This window comes from Bifidobacterium imperatoris (assembly GCF_002860405.1).
Taxonomy (GTDB): Bacteria; Actinomycetota; Actinomycetes; order Actinomycetales; family Bifidobacteriaceae; genus Bifidobacterium; species Bifidobacterium imperatoris.
Map to the genome: position 1 here is coordinate 1 of NZ_NMWV01000030.1, position 16,452 is coordinate 16,452.

10 protein-coding genes and 2 pseudogenes are annotated in these 16,452 nt (G+C 57.6%); 6 read left to right on the top strand and 6 right to left on the bottom strand.

The genetic code is table 11. The features are described from left to right. Nucleotides 1-267 (bottom strand): annotated as a pseudogene (locus Tam1G_RS09875) (integrase catalytic domain-containing protein); the annotation flags it as partial. A gap of 188 nt (nucleotides 268-455) precedes the next feature. Between Tam1G_RS09875 and Tam1G_RS09880 the strand changes: the two are divergent. Continuing rightward, complete coding sequence (locus Tam1G_RS09880; protein ID WP_033891449.1) at nucleotides 456-677, top strand: hypothetical protein; 222 nt, start codon at nucleotides 456-458, stop codon at nucleotides 675-677. Nucleotides 678-865: 188 nt separating this feature from the next. Here Tam1G_RS09880 and Tam1G_RS09885 read toward each other — a convergent pair whose 3' ends face one another. Then, nucleotides 866-3,313, bottom strand: a complete 2,448-nt coding sequence (locus tag Tam1G_RS09885; protein WP_033891451.1) for a glycogen/starch/alpha-glucan phosphorylase — start codon at nucleotides 3,311-3,313, stop codon at nucleotides 866-868. 219 nt (nucleotides 3,314-3,532) lie between these two features. Here Tam1G_RS09885 and Tam1G_RS09890 point away from each other — a divergent pair, with 219 nt between their 5' ends. Further along, entirely contained in the window at nucleotides 3,533-3,943 is a 411-nt protein-coding gene (locus Tam1G_RS09890; RefSeq protein ID WP_033891634.1) for a sterol carrier family protein, read from the top strand. 78 nt (nucleotides 3,944-4,021) lie between these two features. On the opposite strand, the gene Tam1G_RS09895 is transcribed toward Tam1G_RS09890, so the two are convergent. Further along, complete coding sequence (locus Tam1G_RS09895) at nucleotides 4,022-4,390, bottom strand: DUF3073 domain-containing protein (RefSeq protein ID WP_033891452.1); 369 nt, start codon at nucleotides 4,388-4,390, stop codon at nucleotides 4,022-4,024. Nucleotides 4,391-4,523: 133 nt separating this feature from the next. Between Tam1G_RS09895 and trpS the strand changes: the two genes are divergently transcribed. After that, the gene (gene trpS, locus Tam1G_RS09900) at nucleotides 4,524-5,615 is read left to right on the top strand and encodes a tryptophan--tRNA ligase (protein ID WP_101626386.1); all 1,092 of its coding nucleotides are present in this window, start codon (nucleotides 4,524-4,526) and stop codon (nucleotides 5,613-5,615) included. 83 nt (nucleotides 5,616-5,698) lie between these two features. On the opposite strand, the gene Tam1G_RS09905 is transcribed toward trpS, so the two are convergent. Then, the gene (locus tag Tam1G_RS09905; protein ID WP_101626391.1) at nucleotides 5,699-7,255 is read right to left on the bottom strand and encodes an amidohydrolase; all 1,557 of its coding nucleotides are present in this window, start codon (nucleotides 7,253-7,255) and stop codon (nucleotides 5,699-5,701) included. A gap of 222 nt (nucleotides 7,256-7,477) precedes the next feature. Here Tam1G_RS09905 and Tam1G_RS09910 point away from each other — a divergent pair. Then, a pseudogene (locus tag Tam1G_RS09910) lies at nucleotides 7,478-8,463 on the top strand (hypothetical protein). Between the two features lie 383 nt (nucleotides 8,464-8,846). On the opposite strand, the gene Tam1G_RS09915 reads toward Tam1G_RS09910, so the two are convergent. Further along, the gene (locus Tam1G_RS09915; RefSeq protein WP_101626387.1) at nucleotides 8,847-10,487 is read right to left on the bottom strand and encodes a sodium/proline symporter; all 1,641 of its coding nucleotides are present in this window, start codon (nucleotides 10,485-10,487) and stop codon (nucleotides 8,847-8,849) included. 111 nt (nucleotides 10,488-10,598) lie between these two features. After that, on the bottom strand, nucleotides 10,599-12,521 hold the full coding sequence (locus Tam1G_RS09920; RefSeq protein WP_423220494.1) for a threonine/serine exporter family protein: 1,923 nt from the start codon (nucleotides 12,519-12,521) through the stop codon (nucleotides 10,599-10,601). Nucleotides 12,522-12,855: 334 nt separating this feature from the next. Between Tam1G_RS09920 and Tam1G_RS09925 the strand changes: the two genes are divergently transcribed. Further along, nucleotides 12,856-15,609, top strand: a complete 2,754-nt coding sequence (locus tag Tam1G_RS09925) for a phosphoenolpyruvate carboxylase (RefSeq protein ID WP_101626389.1) — start codon at nucleotides 12,856-12,858, stop codon at nucleotides 15,607-15,609. A 396-nt stretch (nucleotides 15,610-16,005) separates the two neighbouring features. Then, the coding region (locus tag Tam1G_RS09935) for an ATP-binding protein (RefSeq protein WP_243394883.1) at nucleotides 16,006-16,452 on the top strand (447 nt) is incomplete at its 3' end.

Genomic DNA, 16,452 nt, shown 5'->3' on the forward strand with positions numbered 1-16,452 from the left:
GCACGGCGCATCCATCATCAGCCACACCTGGACCAGCAGCTCGCGCGACTGCTCCGAATACCGCTTCGGCCGCTCCGCGGGCGACATCGACGGCCTGCCGCGCCCGGCTTCCGTGAGTCTGCGTCTCGCGGTGCTCCTGCCGATTCCCAGCACGGAGCACATCTCATCGAGGATGCGTCCCTTGTCCTTCTTCGACGCCTTCATGTATTCATCCCTGAATCTCAGGGTGACCTGCCGCTTCGTCGCCATGCTGATCCTGTCTTCCATAAGACAAGCCAAACAGGACCGATACCGTTCGCGCTCATTCCCGATGAGGCACCACCACACCCTACGCGCTCAAAAAACGTGAGGCACGTCGTCCACCCAATCGACACATTCAGCGGCTTAGAATAGGGTGCAGGGTCGGTCTTGAATGGGCATGCCGACCAGACGATCCCGCATAGAAAGGAGCCGTCATGGAGAATCGTTCTTCTAACGGTTGGAAGTTCTTCGCGCTGCTGTTTGGCGCGGCGCTGGCTGCAGTCATCGGCCTGTACATCTACAAGCAGCAGAACCCGGATTATGATCCGTGGGAGGAGCCGTGGGAGAACAGCTCTTCGCCGGTGGATTTGGGTCTGAACAAGGCCGAGGATAAGGGCGATGAGGAGGAGCCCGAAGCCTCCCCAGCTGAAGCCTGATTCCCCCAACTGGTAGACATACGTAAAAAGCCTCTGTAACCGAAGTAGTTACAGAGGCTTTTTGCGTATTAAGCTGCTGACGCTGGAGGGTGGGGAGTACGGTACGCATCCCGACACACTCAAGGCCGTTCGGCCAAGCTTACGGTCGGGATGCGCACTCCCCACCCTCCAGCTGCGTTCTGGACCCGTCAGTCAGCGAGCGGACCGGTGTGCCAGATTCGCTCGAGATAATCCTCCATGGAGCGATCGGAGCTGAAGAAGCCGGAGTTGGCCACGTTGAGCAGGGCCTTGCGGTTCCACTCGAGCGGATCGCGGTAAAGCTTCTCGATTTCAGCCTGGATATCGGCGTAAGCGGAGAAGTCAGCCAGGGTCATGAACCAATCCTTGGTCAGCCAGTCGGCGACGAGCGGAGCGTAAGCGTTGCGGTCACCGTTGGAGAAGGTGCCGTTGGCAACCAGATCGATGGCCTGCTTCAGGCGAGGATCGGCCTCGTAGTACTTAGCCGGATCGTAACCGTCGGCGTACAGCTTATCGACCTCTTCCACAGTCATGCCGAAGAGGAAGAAGTTCTCAGCACCAACGCGCTCACGAATCTCAACATTGGCGCCGTCAAGGGTACCAACGGTCAGGGCACCGTTGAGAGCGAACTTCATGTTGCCGGTACCGGAAGCTTCCTTACCAGCCTGAGAAATCTGCTCGTCAAGTTCGGTGGCCGGAATCAGGTTCTGAGCCATCTCGATGTTGTAGTTCGGCAGCATGTGGACGGCCAGCTTGCCCTTGACGTCCGGATCGTTGTTGACCACGCGGGAGACGTTGTTGATGAGCTGAATGGTCATCTTGGCCAGGTAGTAACCCGGAGCAGCCTTAGCGCCGAAGAACACGGTGCGCGGCAGGATCTCGTCAGCGGAAACGGTGCCGTTCTTGATGGCAGCGTACTTGGAGATCACGGCCAGGATCTTCAGGCTCTGGCGCTTGTACTCGTGCAGACGCTTGACCATGGTGTTGAACATGGTGTTCTCGTCGATGTCGAGGCCGTAGTGATCCTTGGCGAAGCCCACGAAAGCGTGCTTGTTGGCGGCCTTGACGGCAGCGAACTTCTTGACGAACTCGTCATCCTTGGCCAGCGGAACCAGGCCCTCGAGCATTTCGAGGTCGGAGATCCACTTGTCAGTGCCGAGGCCCTCGGTGATGAGGTCGGAGAGAGCCGGGTTGGCGAGCTTGACGAAACGACGCGGGGTCACGCCGTTGGTCACGTTGGTGAACTTGGTCGGGTAGACGTCGGAGAAGTCCTTGAGGGTGACGTCCTTCAGCAGCTGCGAGTGCAGGGCGGCCACGCCATTGACGTGGGAGCCGCCGTAGGTGGCGAGGTAAGCCATGCGGACGGAGTCGCCAGTGTAGATGCGCATGCGTTCGATGGTCTCGTCGGCAACACCCTTGCCCTTGAGCTCGTCTTCAAACTGCTCGTTGATCTTCTCGATGATCTCGAGGTGACGCGGCAGCAGTTCGCCGATGAGGCTGGCCGGCCAAACCTCGAGGGCTTCCGGCAGCAGGGTGTGGCAGGTGTAGTTGAAGGTCTTGACGGTGATGTTCCAAGCGGTATCCCAGTCGTAGTCGTACTCATCGATGAGGATGCGCATGAGCTCCGGGATGCCGATCACCGGGTGGGTGTCGTTGAGCTGGAAGGTGATCTTGTCCGGGAAGGTGGTCAGATCAGGCTTGTCCTGGCCCGGGTAGAAGACGCGGATGGCGTCGTGCAGGGATGCGGAGACGAAGAAGTACTGCTGCTCGAGGCGCAGCTCCTTGCCGACCTTGGTGGAGTCTTCCGGGTAGAGGATCTTGGAGATGTTCTCAGCCTTGACCTGCGGCTTGACGGCTTCCATGTACTCGGAGCGGTTGAAGGCGAGCAGATCGAACTCGTCGTAGCTCTTGGCGGTCCACAGACGCAGAGTGTTCACGCGCTGGGACTTGTAGCCCGGGACCAGGTAGTCCACCGGGACGGCGCGCACGGACCAAGCCGGCTTCCACACCTTCTTGCCGTTCTCCTCAACGACTTCGCCGCCGAAGGAGACCTTCTGGTCGCGGTTGTAGTCGATGTGGCCCCACGGCTCTTCGTTGGTCAGCCAGTAATCAGGGGTTTCAACCTGCTTGCCGTTCTCATCGAAGGTCTGCTTGAAGATGCCGTACTTGTACTGGATGCCGTAGCCGAATGCCGGCACGCCCAGGGAGGCGAGGGAGTCGATGAAGCAGGCGGCGAGACGGCCCAGACCACCGTTACCGAGGCCCGGCTCGTATTCGGCGTCAATGATGTCCTTCGGCTGGAAGCCCAGAGCTTCAACAGCCTTGTCGAACTGCTCGGTCAGGCCTGCGTTCAGCAGTGCGTTCTCCAGCTGCTTGCCCATCAGGAACTCAGCGGAGAAGTAGCCGACGGCCTTAGTGTTGCCGTTGACGGTATCGGCCTGAGTCTTGAACCAAGAGTCGGCGAGGTGGTTACGCACAGCCTTGGATGCAGCCACGTACACGTCGGCAGCAGTTGCCTGCTCGGCGGTGACGTTCTGAGTGTATTTGAGTTGTTCACGAATCTCGTCGGCGAACTGGTCCGCCGTAACGGGAGACTTTGGTGCGGTAATTTCGGTCATTCTGACTTTCCTTCCGGGATAAGTGCCCGAGATTATTATGCCGCGCACTCGGTATCGCGGCATAAACGTAAGCATGAACTCTCCGTAACGTCATTGAGATCAGCGCGTGCATACGTTCTCATACTGAGGGTATCACACCGCCATACAGTACGCATACAACGGCGTATGTCATCGTTATCATCCTATGGTCAAGAGCTATCAAGTGCCATGATTGAAGACATGGCAGTCATACTTGAACGAGATTTAGAACGCGGTCGCATCGCGTTTCAACAATGGCATACAGCCGCGCAGCAATCATTGCAAACAGCGGCAGCAATCACCATTAATCCAACCTTGCCGCGCAGCACGTGGGCCATGGCCGTACGCTACTCACTGTTTCTATTGGAGCGGCGGGCTCCCGGCCCCGGTGTAGAAGTGCGCGTTGCCCCATGGGGCGCAGTCAAAATTTTGGACGGGCCGGAATCTGACCCGCATAATCTGACTCCGCCGGACGTCATCGAACTTGAGCCAGACGTTTGGCTACGGCTTGCCTGCGGCATCACCACGTGGAATCAGGAGAAGGATGCCGGCCACATCAGTGCAGTCGGCGAACGCGACGATTTGAGCGACCTATTGCCGCTCACGCGTTAGCGGCAGTCGACGGCAAAATAGCAAATAAAAAGGCACCTGTTATGCAACAGGTGCCTTATAAGGCTGTATTGCCACCGATCACTGCTTAGGCTTGAGGGCGCTCGGAATCGGGCGAGGCTTTGGCATCGGGATTGGCTTATGCGGAACTGCCGGCTTAGCCGCAGTCTTCGGGAATTCGCCACTGGTCGCCTTGGCTGCAGCTTCGGCAGCCCACTTGGCGTACTCATCCAAGTCATCGTCCGCAACAGGAGCAGCAGCGGAATCACTAGATTTCTCATCAGTGTCCACATACTGGTCTTCAACGTCGGCAAACGGGTCAACAGACCCTGTTCCCGGCTCCTGCTCGCTTAGCTCTTTGGCCAGCTCATCGTAATCAGTGTCGGTGGTCAGATACTTCAGCTTACGGGCAATTTTCTGCTGTTTTGCTTTCTGACGTCCGCGGCCCATCTGACCCCCTGAAATTACTGTGCTGTTCGATTCATCAACTTAAGAGAGTACCACCTAATATGTGCATGTTCGTTGTCGGCTCACACTTTTACCATAAAAGCGTTTATTTTACGGCTATTTCAAAGGAATCCGCATGACCGACGAGCAGAAACTGACAGCGGCAGGCAATGAAATGAGCGCGAGCTTCCTCGCAGCAAAGAAGCGTTCCGACGAGACGCTTGCCAAGCTCGAGTCGAATCCCTCGTCCTTCACCATGCTGACCGGCGATCGCCCGACCGGCCGCCTGCACTTGGGACACTACTTCGGCTCCATCAAAGAGCGTGTCGCCATGCAGGAGCGTGGCGTGAACACGAACATCATCATCGCGGATTACCAGGTCATCACCGACCGCGACACCACCGAGCATATTCAAGACAACGTGCTGAACTTGGTGCTCGACTACATGGCCGCGGGCATCGACCCGAACAAGACCATGATGTTCACCCACTCTGCAGTGCCGGCCGAGAACCAGCTGCTGCTGCCGTTCCTCTCCCTGGTCACCGAGGCTGAGCTGCACCGCAACCCGACCGTGAAGTCCGAAATGGAGGCTTCCGGCCACGCGCTGACTGGCCTGCTGCTCACCTACCCAGTGCATCAGGCGTGCGACATTCTCTTCTGCAAGGCCAATGTGGTGCCGATCGGCAAGGACAACCTGCCGCACGTGGAGATTACCCGCACGATTGCCCGTCGTTTCAACGAGCGTTACGCCAAGAAGAACCCGGTGTTCCCGGAGCCGGCCGCCATTCTGTCTGACGCTCCTGAGATTCCGGGTCTCGACGGCCGCAAGATGAGCAAGTCCTACGGCAACTCCATCATGCTGGGCGCCACCGCTGAGGAAACCGCCAAGCTCATTAAGAAGAGCCCCACCGATTCCGAGCGTCGCATCACCTTCGATCCGATCGCGCGCCCGCAGGTTTCCGCTCTGCTGACCACTGCAGGTCTGGTGACCGGTCGTGACCCGAAGGAAATCGCCGAGGAAATTGGCGATTCCGGTGCAGGCGCACTGAAGCAGTACGTGATCAAGTCCGTCAACGAGTTCCTGGCTCCGCACCGCGAGCGCCGCGCCGAGCTCGCCAAGGATATGGATTCCATCCGCGATATTCTGCACGATGGCAACAAGCGCGCTAACGCCATCGCCGAGGAAACCCTCGATCAGGTGCGCGAAGCAATGGGTATGAAGTACTGAGCCTACGTTTGCTTGATTCTTAAACCAATAAGGGTTTGTGCGGTTCCTCATTCGGATCGCACAAACCCTTTTTCATATCTCAATCAATACACACGTTTTCCGGCTACGAAAGTCATCGTCACATGTTCCGGCATGGCACGCATGGCTTCAGGTGTGGTTACCGCATATGGGTCAGCATCCAGCAGCACTATGTCGGCCACATCGCCGGGCTCAAGACCATCTCGCCCAACGGCCGTTGACGCAGCCAACGAAGTGCGCATATCCAAGCATTGTTCCGACTGGAAGGGCTCTCGGTCAGAACTTTCCGTTCCGAATACGGCAGCCGAAATAGCAAGCCACGGGTCAAGCGGGGCAACAGGTGCATCGGAGCCCATACGGAGTTTCACTCCGGCATCGTGGAGCGAGCGGAATGGGTAGGGAATGCCAGCCGGGTTGGCCCAGAACCGAGTGATGACATCGCGGTCATCCATTGCATGCTGTGGTTGAATACTGGCCGTGAGCCCGAGTCCGGCGAATCGCGGAATATCAACCGGCTTGAGCATTTGCGCATGCTCGATGGAACCATGCGCATGGGTGGCTTCCGCCGCATTGAGCACAATGGTGTTCGCTTCATCACCGATGGCATGGCAAGCGATATCGAAGTCATGTTCAGTGGCGAGCCGCATGTAATCCTCGATTTGCTGCGGCGTGTAGCTCAACGTGCCGTAGGTTTGCGGCTCGATGCCGGAATATGGGGTGGAGCAGTAGGCAGAACGGGTGTTCAGGGAGCCGTCTGAGATGAGCTTCATCGCGCCGACACGGCCCAGCCCATTGCTGCCGGGCAGTGGTTTGCCGGTGCGCCAGCCGGCGTTGATGGCATCCTGCAGTCGCTCGGGGTATACGCCAGCGTCTACGCGCAGCGTGTTGATGCCGGCGGCAAAGCGCGCAATCCACGTATCGATGTTCTCGGCCATCTCATAATCGCGAATACCTACGATGCCTTTGGACGCCGCGTCTCGCTCCGCTTCACGCAACAGCCGGTCAGTTTCCTCGGCGGCACCGGGCGCCTTGTCGAATTGGGTGTAGGCGTCGAACCATTCGAGTTCACCGACGAGTCCGGTGCGTTCGTCCACATGCACACCAAGGCGTCGGGCAGCCGCGGAGTTCACCCAACCGCAGTGCATATCCGCACTGGAGAGCGCCACAGGTTGTTCGCCGGCCACGGCATCGATGGCGGCAAGCGTTGGCTGCTCGTCATCGGACCACAGCGAATGGCGGAATCGCATACCCACTACGAATGCATTGGGGTCAAGCGTGCCCGCTGCACGGCGCTCATCAAGATGTGCCCGCAGCATGGCCATCGCTTCGGAGGCTGAACGCGCGCCAATCAGATCCAAGCGTCCCAGCGTTTTAGCCCATTGCGTGAAATGCGTATGGCAGTCCCACAGGCCGGGAATAATCCAGAGACCATCGGCGCGAATCGTGGTTGCGTCCAGATTCTTCGACGGCTGGCCTGCATCGGCCAGGTCGACGTTCACCGCAGCCTCGCCAGTCGGACGCACACTGGCTACAACACCATCCCGCACAACAATATCCACACGGTTTTCCGCTCTGGGAACACCGACATTGACGATACGAACCAAGCTACTCATAATCGTCATCATGCCACTGAACTGAAATTAGCGTGCACTTATGCTCATGCCAGCGCAATGCGCATCAATGTCTAGCAAGCGTCACTCTCTCTGTATTCACGCACCCCAGACTGAGTTATCCACCTAGTTATCCACATTTATCCACCGAAAAAAGAGGCCTGTAGACAAACACTGACGCATACCCCTACACTCATATCCACTATGCCGAACGCATCACGAAGGGGTGGTTGTATGGGCGATTCATTCACATTGACAGATTTGACCACGGTTAAATATCAGCGCATGGACATTTGCGCGGCAATCCAAAAGCGAACGGCTTGGAGAGCCCCATACGCTTTGACCACAGCACTTGAATTGCTCTCCATTGAAATGCCGAGAATTCCCAGCAAACATCAGCGTATTATGCAATCGACTATGATGGCCGTCCCCCATCCAAACGCCAAGCGTCACGTGCAAGGAACTACTGCAGTTGTATGGCCATTTTCGATAGACACAGTCACCGTTGACGGCCAATTCACTTGCACATCACCAGCGTGCACATGGACCATGTTCTCCGCTTATCTAGACCTTGAAGAGCTCATAGTATTGGCAGATTCCATGATGCGCCGCGATAGGCGGCTGCGGCGAGCCACTAGAGATGATTTCATCATGTATTTGGATAGCGTGTACCAACAAGTGCAGGAGGCCAAGAACGAGGGGACGAGCACCCGACTCTTTCGCGGATACAACAATTGCCGGCGCGCACTGCTGGTTGCGCGCAGCGGAACAGACTCCTCGATGGAAACACGAACACGCCTTGTACCCGTACGATATGGCCTTGATATGCCGCAGGTCAACTACCCCATATTCCTCAGCGGCAGCAGTAAGCCTTTCTATCTGGACCTTGCGTATCCGGAATATAGAATCTGCATTGAATACGAAGGCTCACATCACGCTCGGCAATGGCTAGGAGATACGAAGCGCCGTCAAATATAGAAGACGCCAAATGGAAATACGTTCAAGTTACCAAATTAGATATCGGCCGAGAAGATCGTGAAGCGGCACTTGCGCAACGTATTGCGGAAAGGATACAAGAGGTGACCGGAAAGACCGTTCAACTCACACCGCGGAAAACAATCCGTCAAATCTGTGATGCCAGAACTATGAAACGGGCTCCGCTGTACGAGCGGCTGCATTTCTCGCCGCTTCTTCCTATAAGCGGCGACAACAGACAATAAACGCCTCGCTGCGGCCACAACACGATGGAATAGCACTGTAGCCCAACAGACTTCACACCAAGCAATCACCATCAACGATGGATTCCGGCTGCTTTCTCGTTTACAAGGGGCTGATTTCCCTTTTCCAGAGCATCTATCTGCGCTACAAGGGGCTGCCGAGGGTCTGTATGCGTCGTATACAGACCTTCATGGCACCGTCATTCCGCCATTCTTGAAACCTGTCTACTTGACGAGGAGCCCCTTGTAACGCAGATAGACCTCCGACATAGCTCAAATCAGCCCCTTGTAAGCGAGTTAGGCTCATATATGCTCTCCGAGAGCGTTCGAAACCCTCAACATACCGATCACCGACGGCACAGCGACAGCATGACAGCCTCAACGGCTCACTTTCCGCCGCGAACCTCAGCCTCCATAGCTTCCATCGGTTCGTCAACCAACACGGAGCCGGAGGGCAGCGTGCCTGGCAACGGGTCGTCCATGTAGTGATCGAATTCGTAGAGCATCTGCTCGTTAGGCTTCTCGGTGAGCAGCGACACCACCACAATGCACAGCAGCGAGATCAAAAACGCCGGCAGCAGCTCGTAAATGGCGAAGATGCCGCCCAACGGCTTCATCACGTTATGCCAGATCAGCACGGCCGCCGTGCCGGAGAGCATACCGGCCACAGCGCCAGCCTTATTGGCGCGGCGCCAATACAGCGAGCACAGCATCAATGGACCGAAGGACGCACCTAGGCCGGCCCACGCGTACGAAACCACCTGGAAAATCGAGGAGTTCTGATCGTAAGCCACTAGCACGCCGAAGATGAACATGAGCACCAGCGTCAGGCGGGCCACAATCATTACCTGGCGATCGGAAGCCTTCTTATGGAAGAGGCCGCGGAAGATGTTCTCGCCCATTGCGGAAGCGCCGATAATCATGTACGAGGAGCTGGAGCTCATCGAGGCCGCGAAAATACCAGACACCACCACACCGCACATGAAGCTTGGCAGCAAGGTCTGCGCCAGCACAATGAAAATGGTTTCGGCATCCGTGGAAGTGAGCAAATGCGTCGGCATCATCGCGCGGCCCACCAGGCCGATGCACACGGCACTGGCAAGGGAGAGCACACACCACAGGGTGGCGATGATACGAGATTTACGCACTTCCTCGACACTACGAATCGAAAGGAATCGCACCAGCACCTGAGGCATGCCGAAGTAACCCAAGCCCCACGCCAGCATCGAAACGATGGTGATGATGCCGTACTCCTTTGGCGCGCCGAACACCGCGCGACCAGCCTCGACCAGCTGGCGGCCGGTCTCCGGATCGAGCTTCGGCGCAGCAACATGGGTGCCGGAAAGGTAGCCAGGGATGGACTCAAGGAACGCCACGGTGTTTTCAATGCCGCCGGCGTTCGCCACAGTGCCGATGAACACCACGGCCAGCGCGAAGAACATGAGCAAGCCTTGAATGAAGTCGGTCATCACCACGGAAAGGTAGCCGCCCACCGCGGTGTACACGAACACCACGAGTGCACCCAGAATCATCATCAGGTGGTAATCAAAGCCGAAAAGCGTGGCGAACAGCTTGCCTACGGTCACGAAGCAGCTGCCCACGTACACGCTGAAGAACACGAGGATGATGATGGCGGCGATGGTGGAGATCACGCCTTTGGTGTCATGGAAGCGCTTGGCGAAGAAGTCCGGAATGGTGATGGCGTCGCCGGCAACCACCGAATAGCGGCGAAGTCGACGGGCCACGATTTTCCAGTTCAGATACGTGCCGATGGCGAGGCCCAGTGCGGTCCACATTGGGTCGGCGGCACCAGTGAAGTAGGCGAGACCCGGCAAGCCCATAAGCAGCCAGCCGGACATATCCGATGCCTCAGCGGAAAGCGCGGTCAGCCACGGTCCAACGCCGCGGCCGCCTGCAAAGTATTCCTTGGAAGACGAGTTGGACCGCTTGGAATACACGAATCCAATGGACAGCATGGCCGCAAAATAGATGATCATGGCCAGGAGAATCCAGAAGTCGCTTGCCACACTAACCGCCTTTTATCCGTACTTTCTCTTCCGCCGACCTTCCCTGAAAGTGCGGACAATCTCATAACTGCGTCTCAAATGGTGACTCTAGGGTCACCAAAGCCGTATGCCTTAGATGTCGTAACGCCAGGATTTATCGGTGATCACGCGGGCCATCGCCAAGCCGATGGGCAGGCAAATAATCACCATGAACGCGCGGAACGCCCAATCCAAAGCGGACTGTGTATCGAAAGAACCCAAGTGGAACATGGCCTGATACATGTACAGGCCCGGCACCATGATCACAATCGACGGCACAGTCAGGCAAATACGCGGGTAGCCGAGGTGCGGGGCCAACCAGCCCTTGCGTACCGAGGAGCGCCAAGCCGTAGCGAGCAGACCGGCCAAAAGCGCACCGATGAATGCACCAGCTTCAGCGGGCACGCCCACATCCACCAGTTCCAAGCGCAACGTATCGGTAATCGCACCAATCACGGCGGCTACCAGGCACATGCGCTGTGGTGAGTTAAACATCACGGAGAAGCCCCATACGCCAAGGAACGCGAATAGGAATCGCAACGCGCCGTTTACCCACACATTGAGGCCCAACGGCTCGAATCCGGTTGGGTTCAGGTGCACGATGGTGGCCACCATCCAGCCTGCAAGCGTGGCCATTAGCACGATGCACAGGAAGTAGGCCAACCTTTGAATACCGGATGGGAAGTCGATTTTCGCCATATCAAGGCCGCTGGTGATCAGCGGGAATCCAGGGATGACGAACAGCATTGCGCCGATATATGCCGTGTCATGCTGTAAGGCGATGGGGTCGAACAGGCCAATGAGTCGCAGTGTGCCGGTGCAGGCCAATGCCGCCAAGGCCACGCACACGAAGGTGACGAAGAACTGGTTCAGATGGTGTGCAAACAGTCGGCGGCGTAGCCAATGGCCGAGGCCGGCACCTACGAATGCACCAATCATGTCGTATGGGCCACCGCCCAGCAGGAACACGAAGGATGCGCAGGCGATGGCGGAGGCCAAACCCGCAAAGGCCGGCGAGTAGAGCGGCTTGCGATGCTCAATCATGTCGAGTCGCTCATGCGCCTGGCGCACGGTGATGCCACCGGCGTTCTTAGTCTTGGAATTTCCATCCGCGTAATCGAAATGCTCGGCATATTCCTTAGGTGGCTTGCGATGGGCGAGTTTGTGCTTGCGCGATGCGGCAGACTTCTGCGCAGTTTGGCTCGGCGTGGCATCCGGGAAGTCCGATTCCATCGCATCCGAAGCCGATTGTGCAGTCTGGCTCTGCTCTTCCACCTGTTCTGCTTCGCGCGCCTGCTCATCCGCTGCGCGGGCAGCCAAAGACTGGGCCATTGCCGACTGCGACCAGTCCGTCTCATGCACATGTAGTTGATGCGCACGCGGATCGCCGGGATCGGTATGCTCGCTGGCTGCCTCCAAAGCATCCAACACAGCATCCTGCCCGGATTCGACAGCTGTCGAACCTGTCTTCTCCTCTTCGCGCAGCTGTTTGGAGAGGTTGGCAGACACTTGGGATGCATCTTTGGTGTCAAGATGCTGCATCAAGCCCTGTGAGACTTCAGGCTGCGCATGGTACATCGATTCCTCGCCGAGATTCACGCTGAACCAGTCGGCATAATGCTCAAGCAGCCAGATGCGCTCGGTATTAACGCCGGTGGACGGCAAATCGATGACTTCGGTGATGCGATTCTTGCCGTCTGTGCAGGCGGCTTCAATGTCGGTCAGATTCACATCAGCACGCACATGCACACCAAGCGGGTAAGCGATGCGGTGCATCATCTCACGTACGCGGAAGGAGCCGGTTCCAGCACTCAAATCCAGCAAGCCAACGCGTACGATCACGCTGGCTTTGGCTGCAATGCCGGCTTCTGCAATCGGCTTGTCCCAATCACGCTCGATATCCTCCATATCCAACGGAATGGAGTGGGTATGGAAGTGCTGCACGGCGATGGCACCGTGTTCGTTGGGCTTATGGTGTTCCTGATGCGCTTCGGTATGGTTCGTGTGCTGTTCCATGTGATTCCCATCCGGTTGGCGCGGCATGCGCCTGATTAATAACGTCGATAACAAGATTTCCCGAGGTTTTAAGGTAGCGCGGCACCTTCCCCACACAGCTCGGCATCTACTTTTGTGTCCATTTCTCGGACGTCGACAGGTCGATATGCGGCCATTGTGCAAGTCGAAAATGGACTTCGTAACGTAAATGGCGAATACCCGGCGATACACTATTGCCACACAACAACCACGTTGAATATGGGCTGTGGGCTCGCAACGATTGGCCTCAACAACCGCGGAGGAGCCGCGGACGACCAATAGACCGAGCAACCTAATATTCGGCAAAGGAGGTTATATGGCAACATCCGAAGAACAGATCACTCCGGCTGACGCTGCCATCGTCACCACCGGGACCGGCCGAAAGGGCCCGGAGGAGCATGATCTTCCCAAAAACCTCAAGTACGACATGGATTTGTGCTTGCGAATCCTGCGCGACGTACTGGGCGAATACAACCCTGAACTGCTCTCCACCTTCGATACCGTGCGCAACTATGCGGTCGAGGCCAGCGCTGAGCACTTCGGCGGCGTTGAGGATCCGAACCCCGGCCATGATGGGCTGAAGGCCGCCGTTGAGGTCATCGACAAGATGAACCTGCACGACGCCCAGCTGCTGGCCCGCGCGTTCGCCACCTACTTCCATCTGGCCAACCTTTCCGAGGAGAACTACCGCGTCTCCGTGCTGCGCCAGCGTGAAAACGAAGTCACCGACGATCAGGCCTTCGACCCGGTCAACGAAATGACTTCCGCCTACCACCAGCTCATCAACGAGATGGGCCCGGCCAAGGCCAAGGAGCTGCTCGACAGGCTCGAGTTCCACCCGGTCTTCACCGCCCACCCCACCGAGGCTCGCCGTAAGGCAGTGGAAGGCAAGATTCGCCGTATTTCCGAGCTGCTCGAAGAGCACAAGACGCTTGGTGGATCGGATAAGAAGGAGAACTGCCGCCGTCTCTACAACGAGATCGACGCCCTGTTCCGCACTTCCCCGATCGCATTGAAGAAGCCGACTCCTGTTGAGGAAGCTGACACCATTCTTGACATCTTCGACAACACGCTGTTCCACACCATCCCCAAGGTGTACCGTCGCTTCGACGACTGGGTCTTGGGCGATAAGGCTGGCTTAGTGCCGCCCGTGTGCCCGGCATTCTTCCACCCTGGTAGCTGGATTGGTTCCGACCGCGATGGCAACCCGAACGTGACCGCTAAGGTCAGCCGTCAGGTGGCCCGCAAGTTCTCCGATCATGTGCTCGCCGCTCTCGAGGAAGCCACCCGCACTGTGGGTCGCAACCTCACGATGGAGGCTGAGACCACACCGCCGAGCTCTGCACTGCGCATCCTGTGGAGCCACCAGAAGGAAATGAGCGAGCGTCTGACCGATAAGGCCGCCCTGATTTCCACCAAGGAACTGCACCGCGCAGTCATGCTGGTGATTGCCGATCGTCTGCACTACACCATCGAGCGTGACGCCGATCTGATGTATCACACTTGCGATGACTACATCGCCGATCTGAAGACCGTGCAGCAGTCCTTGGCCGATGCAGGCGCCAAGCGCTCCGCCTATGGCCCGCTGCAGGACTTGATCTGGCAGGCCGAGACCTTCGGCTTCCACATGGTCGAGATGGAGTTCCGTCAGCATTCCGTGGTGCACTCCCGTGCCCTTGCGGATATTCGCGAGCACGGCCTGCACGGCGAACGCGGCGAACTGCAACCGATGACCCACGAGGTGCTCGACACCTTCCGTGCCCTCGGTTCCATCCAGAAGCGCAATGGCACCAAGGCCGCACGCCGCTACATCATCTCCTTCACCAAGAGCGCGCAGAACATCAAGGATGTTTACGAGCTCAACCGTCTGGCCTTCGCTCACCCGGAGGACGTGCCCACCATCGATGTGATCCCGCTGTTCGAGCAGCTTGAGGATCTGCAGAACTCGGTGGATGTGCTCGAGGAAATGATTAAGATCCCCGAGGTTCAGGCTCGTCTGAAGGCTACTGGCAACAAGCTGGAAGTCATGCTCGGCTACTCCGATTCCTCGAAGGATGCTGGCCCGACTTCCGCAACGTTGGCCCTGCACTCCGCACAGGAGCGCATCGCCAAGTGGGCCGAATCGCACAACATTGATCTGACTCTGTTCCACGGCCGCGGCGGTGCCGTTGGTCGCGGTGGCGGCCCGGCCAACCGTGCAGTGCTGGCCCAGCCGGTCGGTTCCGTGAAGTGCCGCTTCAAGCTTACCGAGCAGGGCGAGGTTATCTTCGCTCGTTACGGCAACCCGGTGCTCGCTATCCGCCACGTTGAGTCCGTGGCTGCGGCGACCTTGCTGCAGTCCGCTCCGAGCGTGGAGAAGCGCAACACCGACATGACCGAGAAGTATGCCGACATGGCTAGCGCACTCGATGATGCCGCTCACGAGCGCTTCCTTGATTTGCTGCACACGCCTGATTTCGCTCAGTGGTTCTCCACCGTGACGCCGCTGACTGAGATCGGTCTGCTGCCGATTGGTTCTCGACCGGCAAAGCGTGGCCTTGGCGCCAAGTCCTTGGATGATTTGCGTACGATTCCGTGGATCTTCTCTTGGGCTCAGGCTCGCATCAACCTGGCTGCTTGGTACGGCCTTGGTACCGCATGCGAGAAGTTCGGCGACCTGCAGACGCTACGCGAAGCCTATGAGGAATGGCCGCTGTTCTCCACCTTCATCGACAACATTGAAATGTCCCTCGCTAAGACGGACGAGCGCATCGCCAAGATGTACCTCGCTCTGGGCGACCGTGAGGATCTCAATGAGAAGGTGCTGGGCGAGATGGAGCTTACCCGCAAGTGGGTGCTCGACATCGTCGGTGACAAGTGGCCGTTGCAGCACCGCCATGTGCTCGGCCAGGCTATCCGCATTCGCTCTCCTTACGTCGACGCACTGTCCGTCACTCAGGTGCTGGCACTCAAGTCGTTGCGTAAGAAGGTGGACAAGGAAGAACTCAGCCAGAGCCAACAGGCCGGCTTCATCTACCTCATCCTCTGCACCGTCTCCGGCGTCGCCGCAGGCCTGCAGAACACAGGCTGATCTACAAGCGCAAACTATGGAAGGAAGCCTCGCTCAATCGAGCGGGGCTTCCTCGTTTTTGTCAGGCTCCCTCTGATGAGGGAGCTGTCAGCGAAGCTGACTGAGGGAGAGAAGCACCAGCCTTGGGGCGGAAGAAATCTATCGGCCACAGGCCGATTCCTTTTTTTTGCGCTGAAAACATGCCAGGTAGCTTTGCGCGCGCAAAAACCGCAGCAATACAGCACCACCGCGGCTCAGCGGTGGTTCTTTTTCAAGCGCAAACTATGGCAGGAAGCCCCGCTCAATCGAGCGGGGCTTCTCTCGTTTTATATTCCTTTATATTCTTTTATAATGTTTTATATTCTTTTATAATCTTTATATTTGGGCATCAGAGGAATCGAGGACGTCGTGACTTCAATGCGTCAGAGCAATCCATTCAAGCCGACTGCTGGCCGTATGCCTCCACTGCTCATCGGTCGCGATACCATCATTGATGACTTCGAGGAAGGTCTTGATGATGGTCCCGGCGCGCCCGGCCGCCTTATGCGTGTAACCGGCGCACGTGGAGTGGGTAAAACCGTCATTTTGACTGAATTCGGGCGCATTGCTAAAGCACGGAAATGGGAGGTCATTGACGAAACAGCTTCGGAAGGACTGGCCCAACGACTGATCAATCGCCTCACGCCAGATAAGCCCTCAGTAAGCCTTTCCATCAAACCCTCAGTCTCCATCGCCGGACTTGGAGGAGTCAGCCTCGGCGAGGCCAGTGTATCTTCGAAACAAATGCCGTTGACTCTGCGGGCCGCAATGAGCCAACGGCTCGATGAACTGGAGCACAAGAATGCCGGCCTGCTGGTGACTATC

Coding starts and splice junctions, on each gene's coding strand:
- Tam1G_RS09880 (WP_033891449.1), top strand. CDS start 456: ATGGAGAATCGTTCTTCTAACGGTTGGAAGTTCTTCGCGCTGCTGTTT.
- Tam1G_RS09885 (WP_033891451.1), bottom strand. CDS start 3,313: ATGACCGAAATTACCGCACCAAAGTCTCCCGTTACGGCGGACCAGTTC.
- Tam1G_RS09890 (WP_033891634.1), top strand. CDS start 3,533: ATGGCAGTCATACTTGAACGAGATTTAGAACGCGGTCGCATCGCGTTT.
- Tam1G_RS09895 (WP_033891452.1), bottom strand. CDS start 4,390: ATGGGCCGCGGACGTCAGAAAGCAAAACAGCAGAAAATTGCCCGTAAG.
- trpS (WP_101626386.1), top strand. CDS start 4,524: ATGACCGACGAGCAGAAACTGACAGCGGCAGGCAATGAAATGAGCGCG.
- Tam1G_RS09905 (WP_101626391.1), bottom strand. CDS start 7,255: ATGACGATTATGAGTAGCTTGGTTCGTATCGTCAATGTCGGTGTTCCC.
- Tam1G_RS09920 (WP_423220494.1), bottom strand. CDS start 12,521: ATGGAACAGCACACGAACCATACCGAAGCGCATCAGGAACACCATAAG.
- Tam1G_RS09925 (WP_101626389.1), top strand. CDS start 12,856: ATGGCAACATCCGAAGAACAGATCACTCCGGCTGACGCTGCCATCGTC.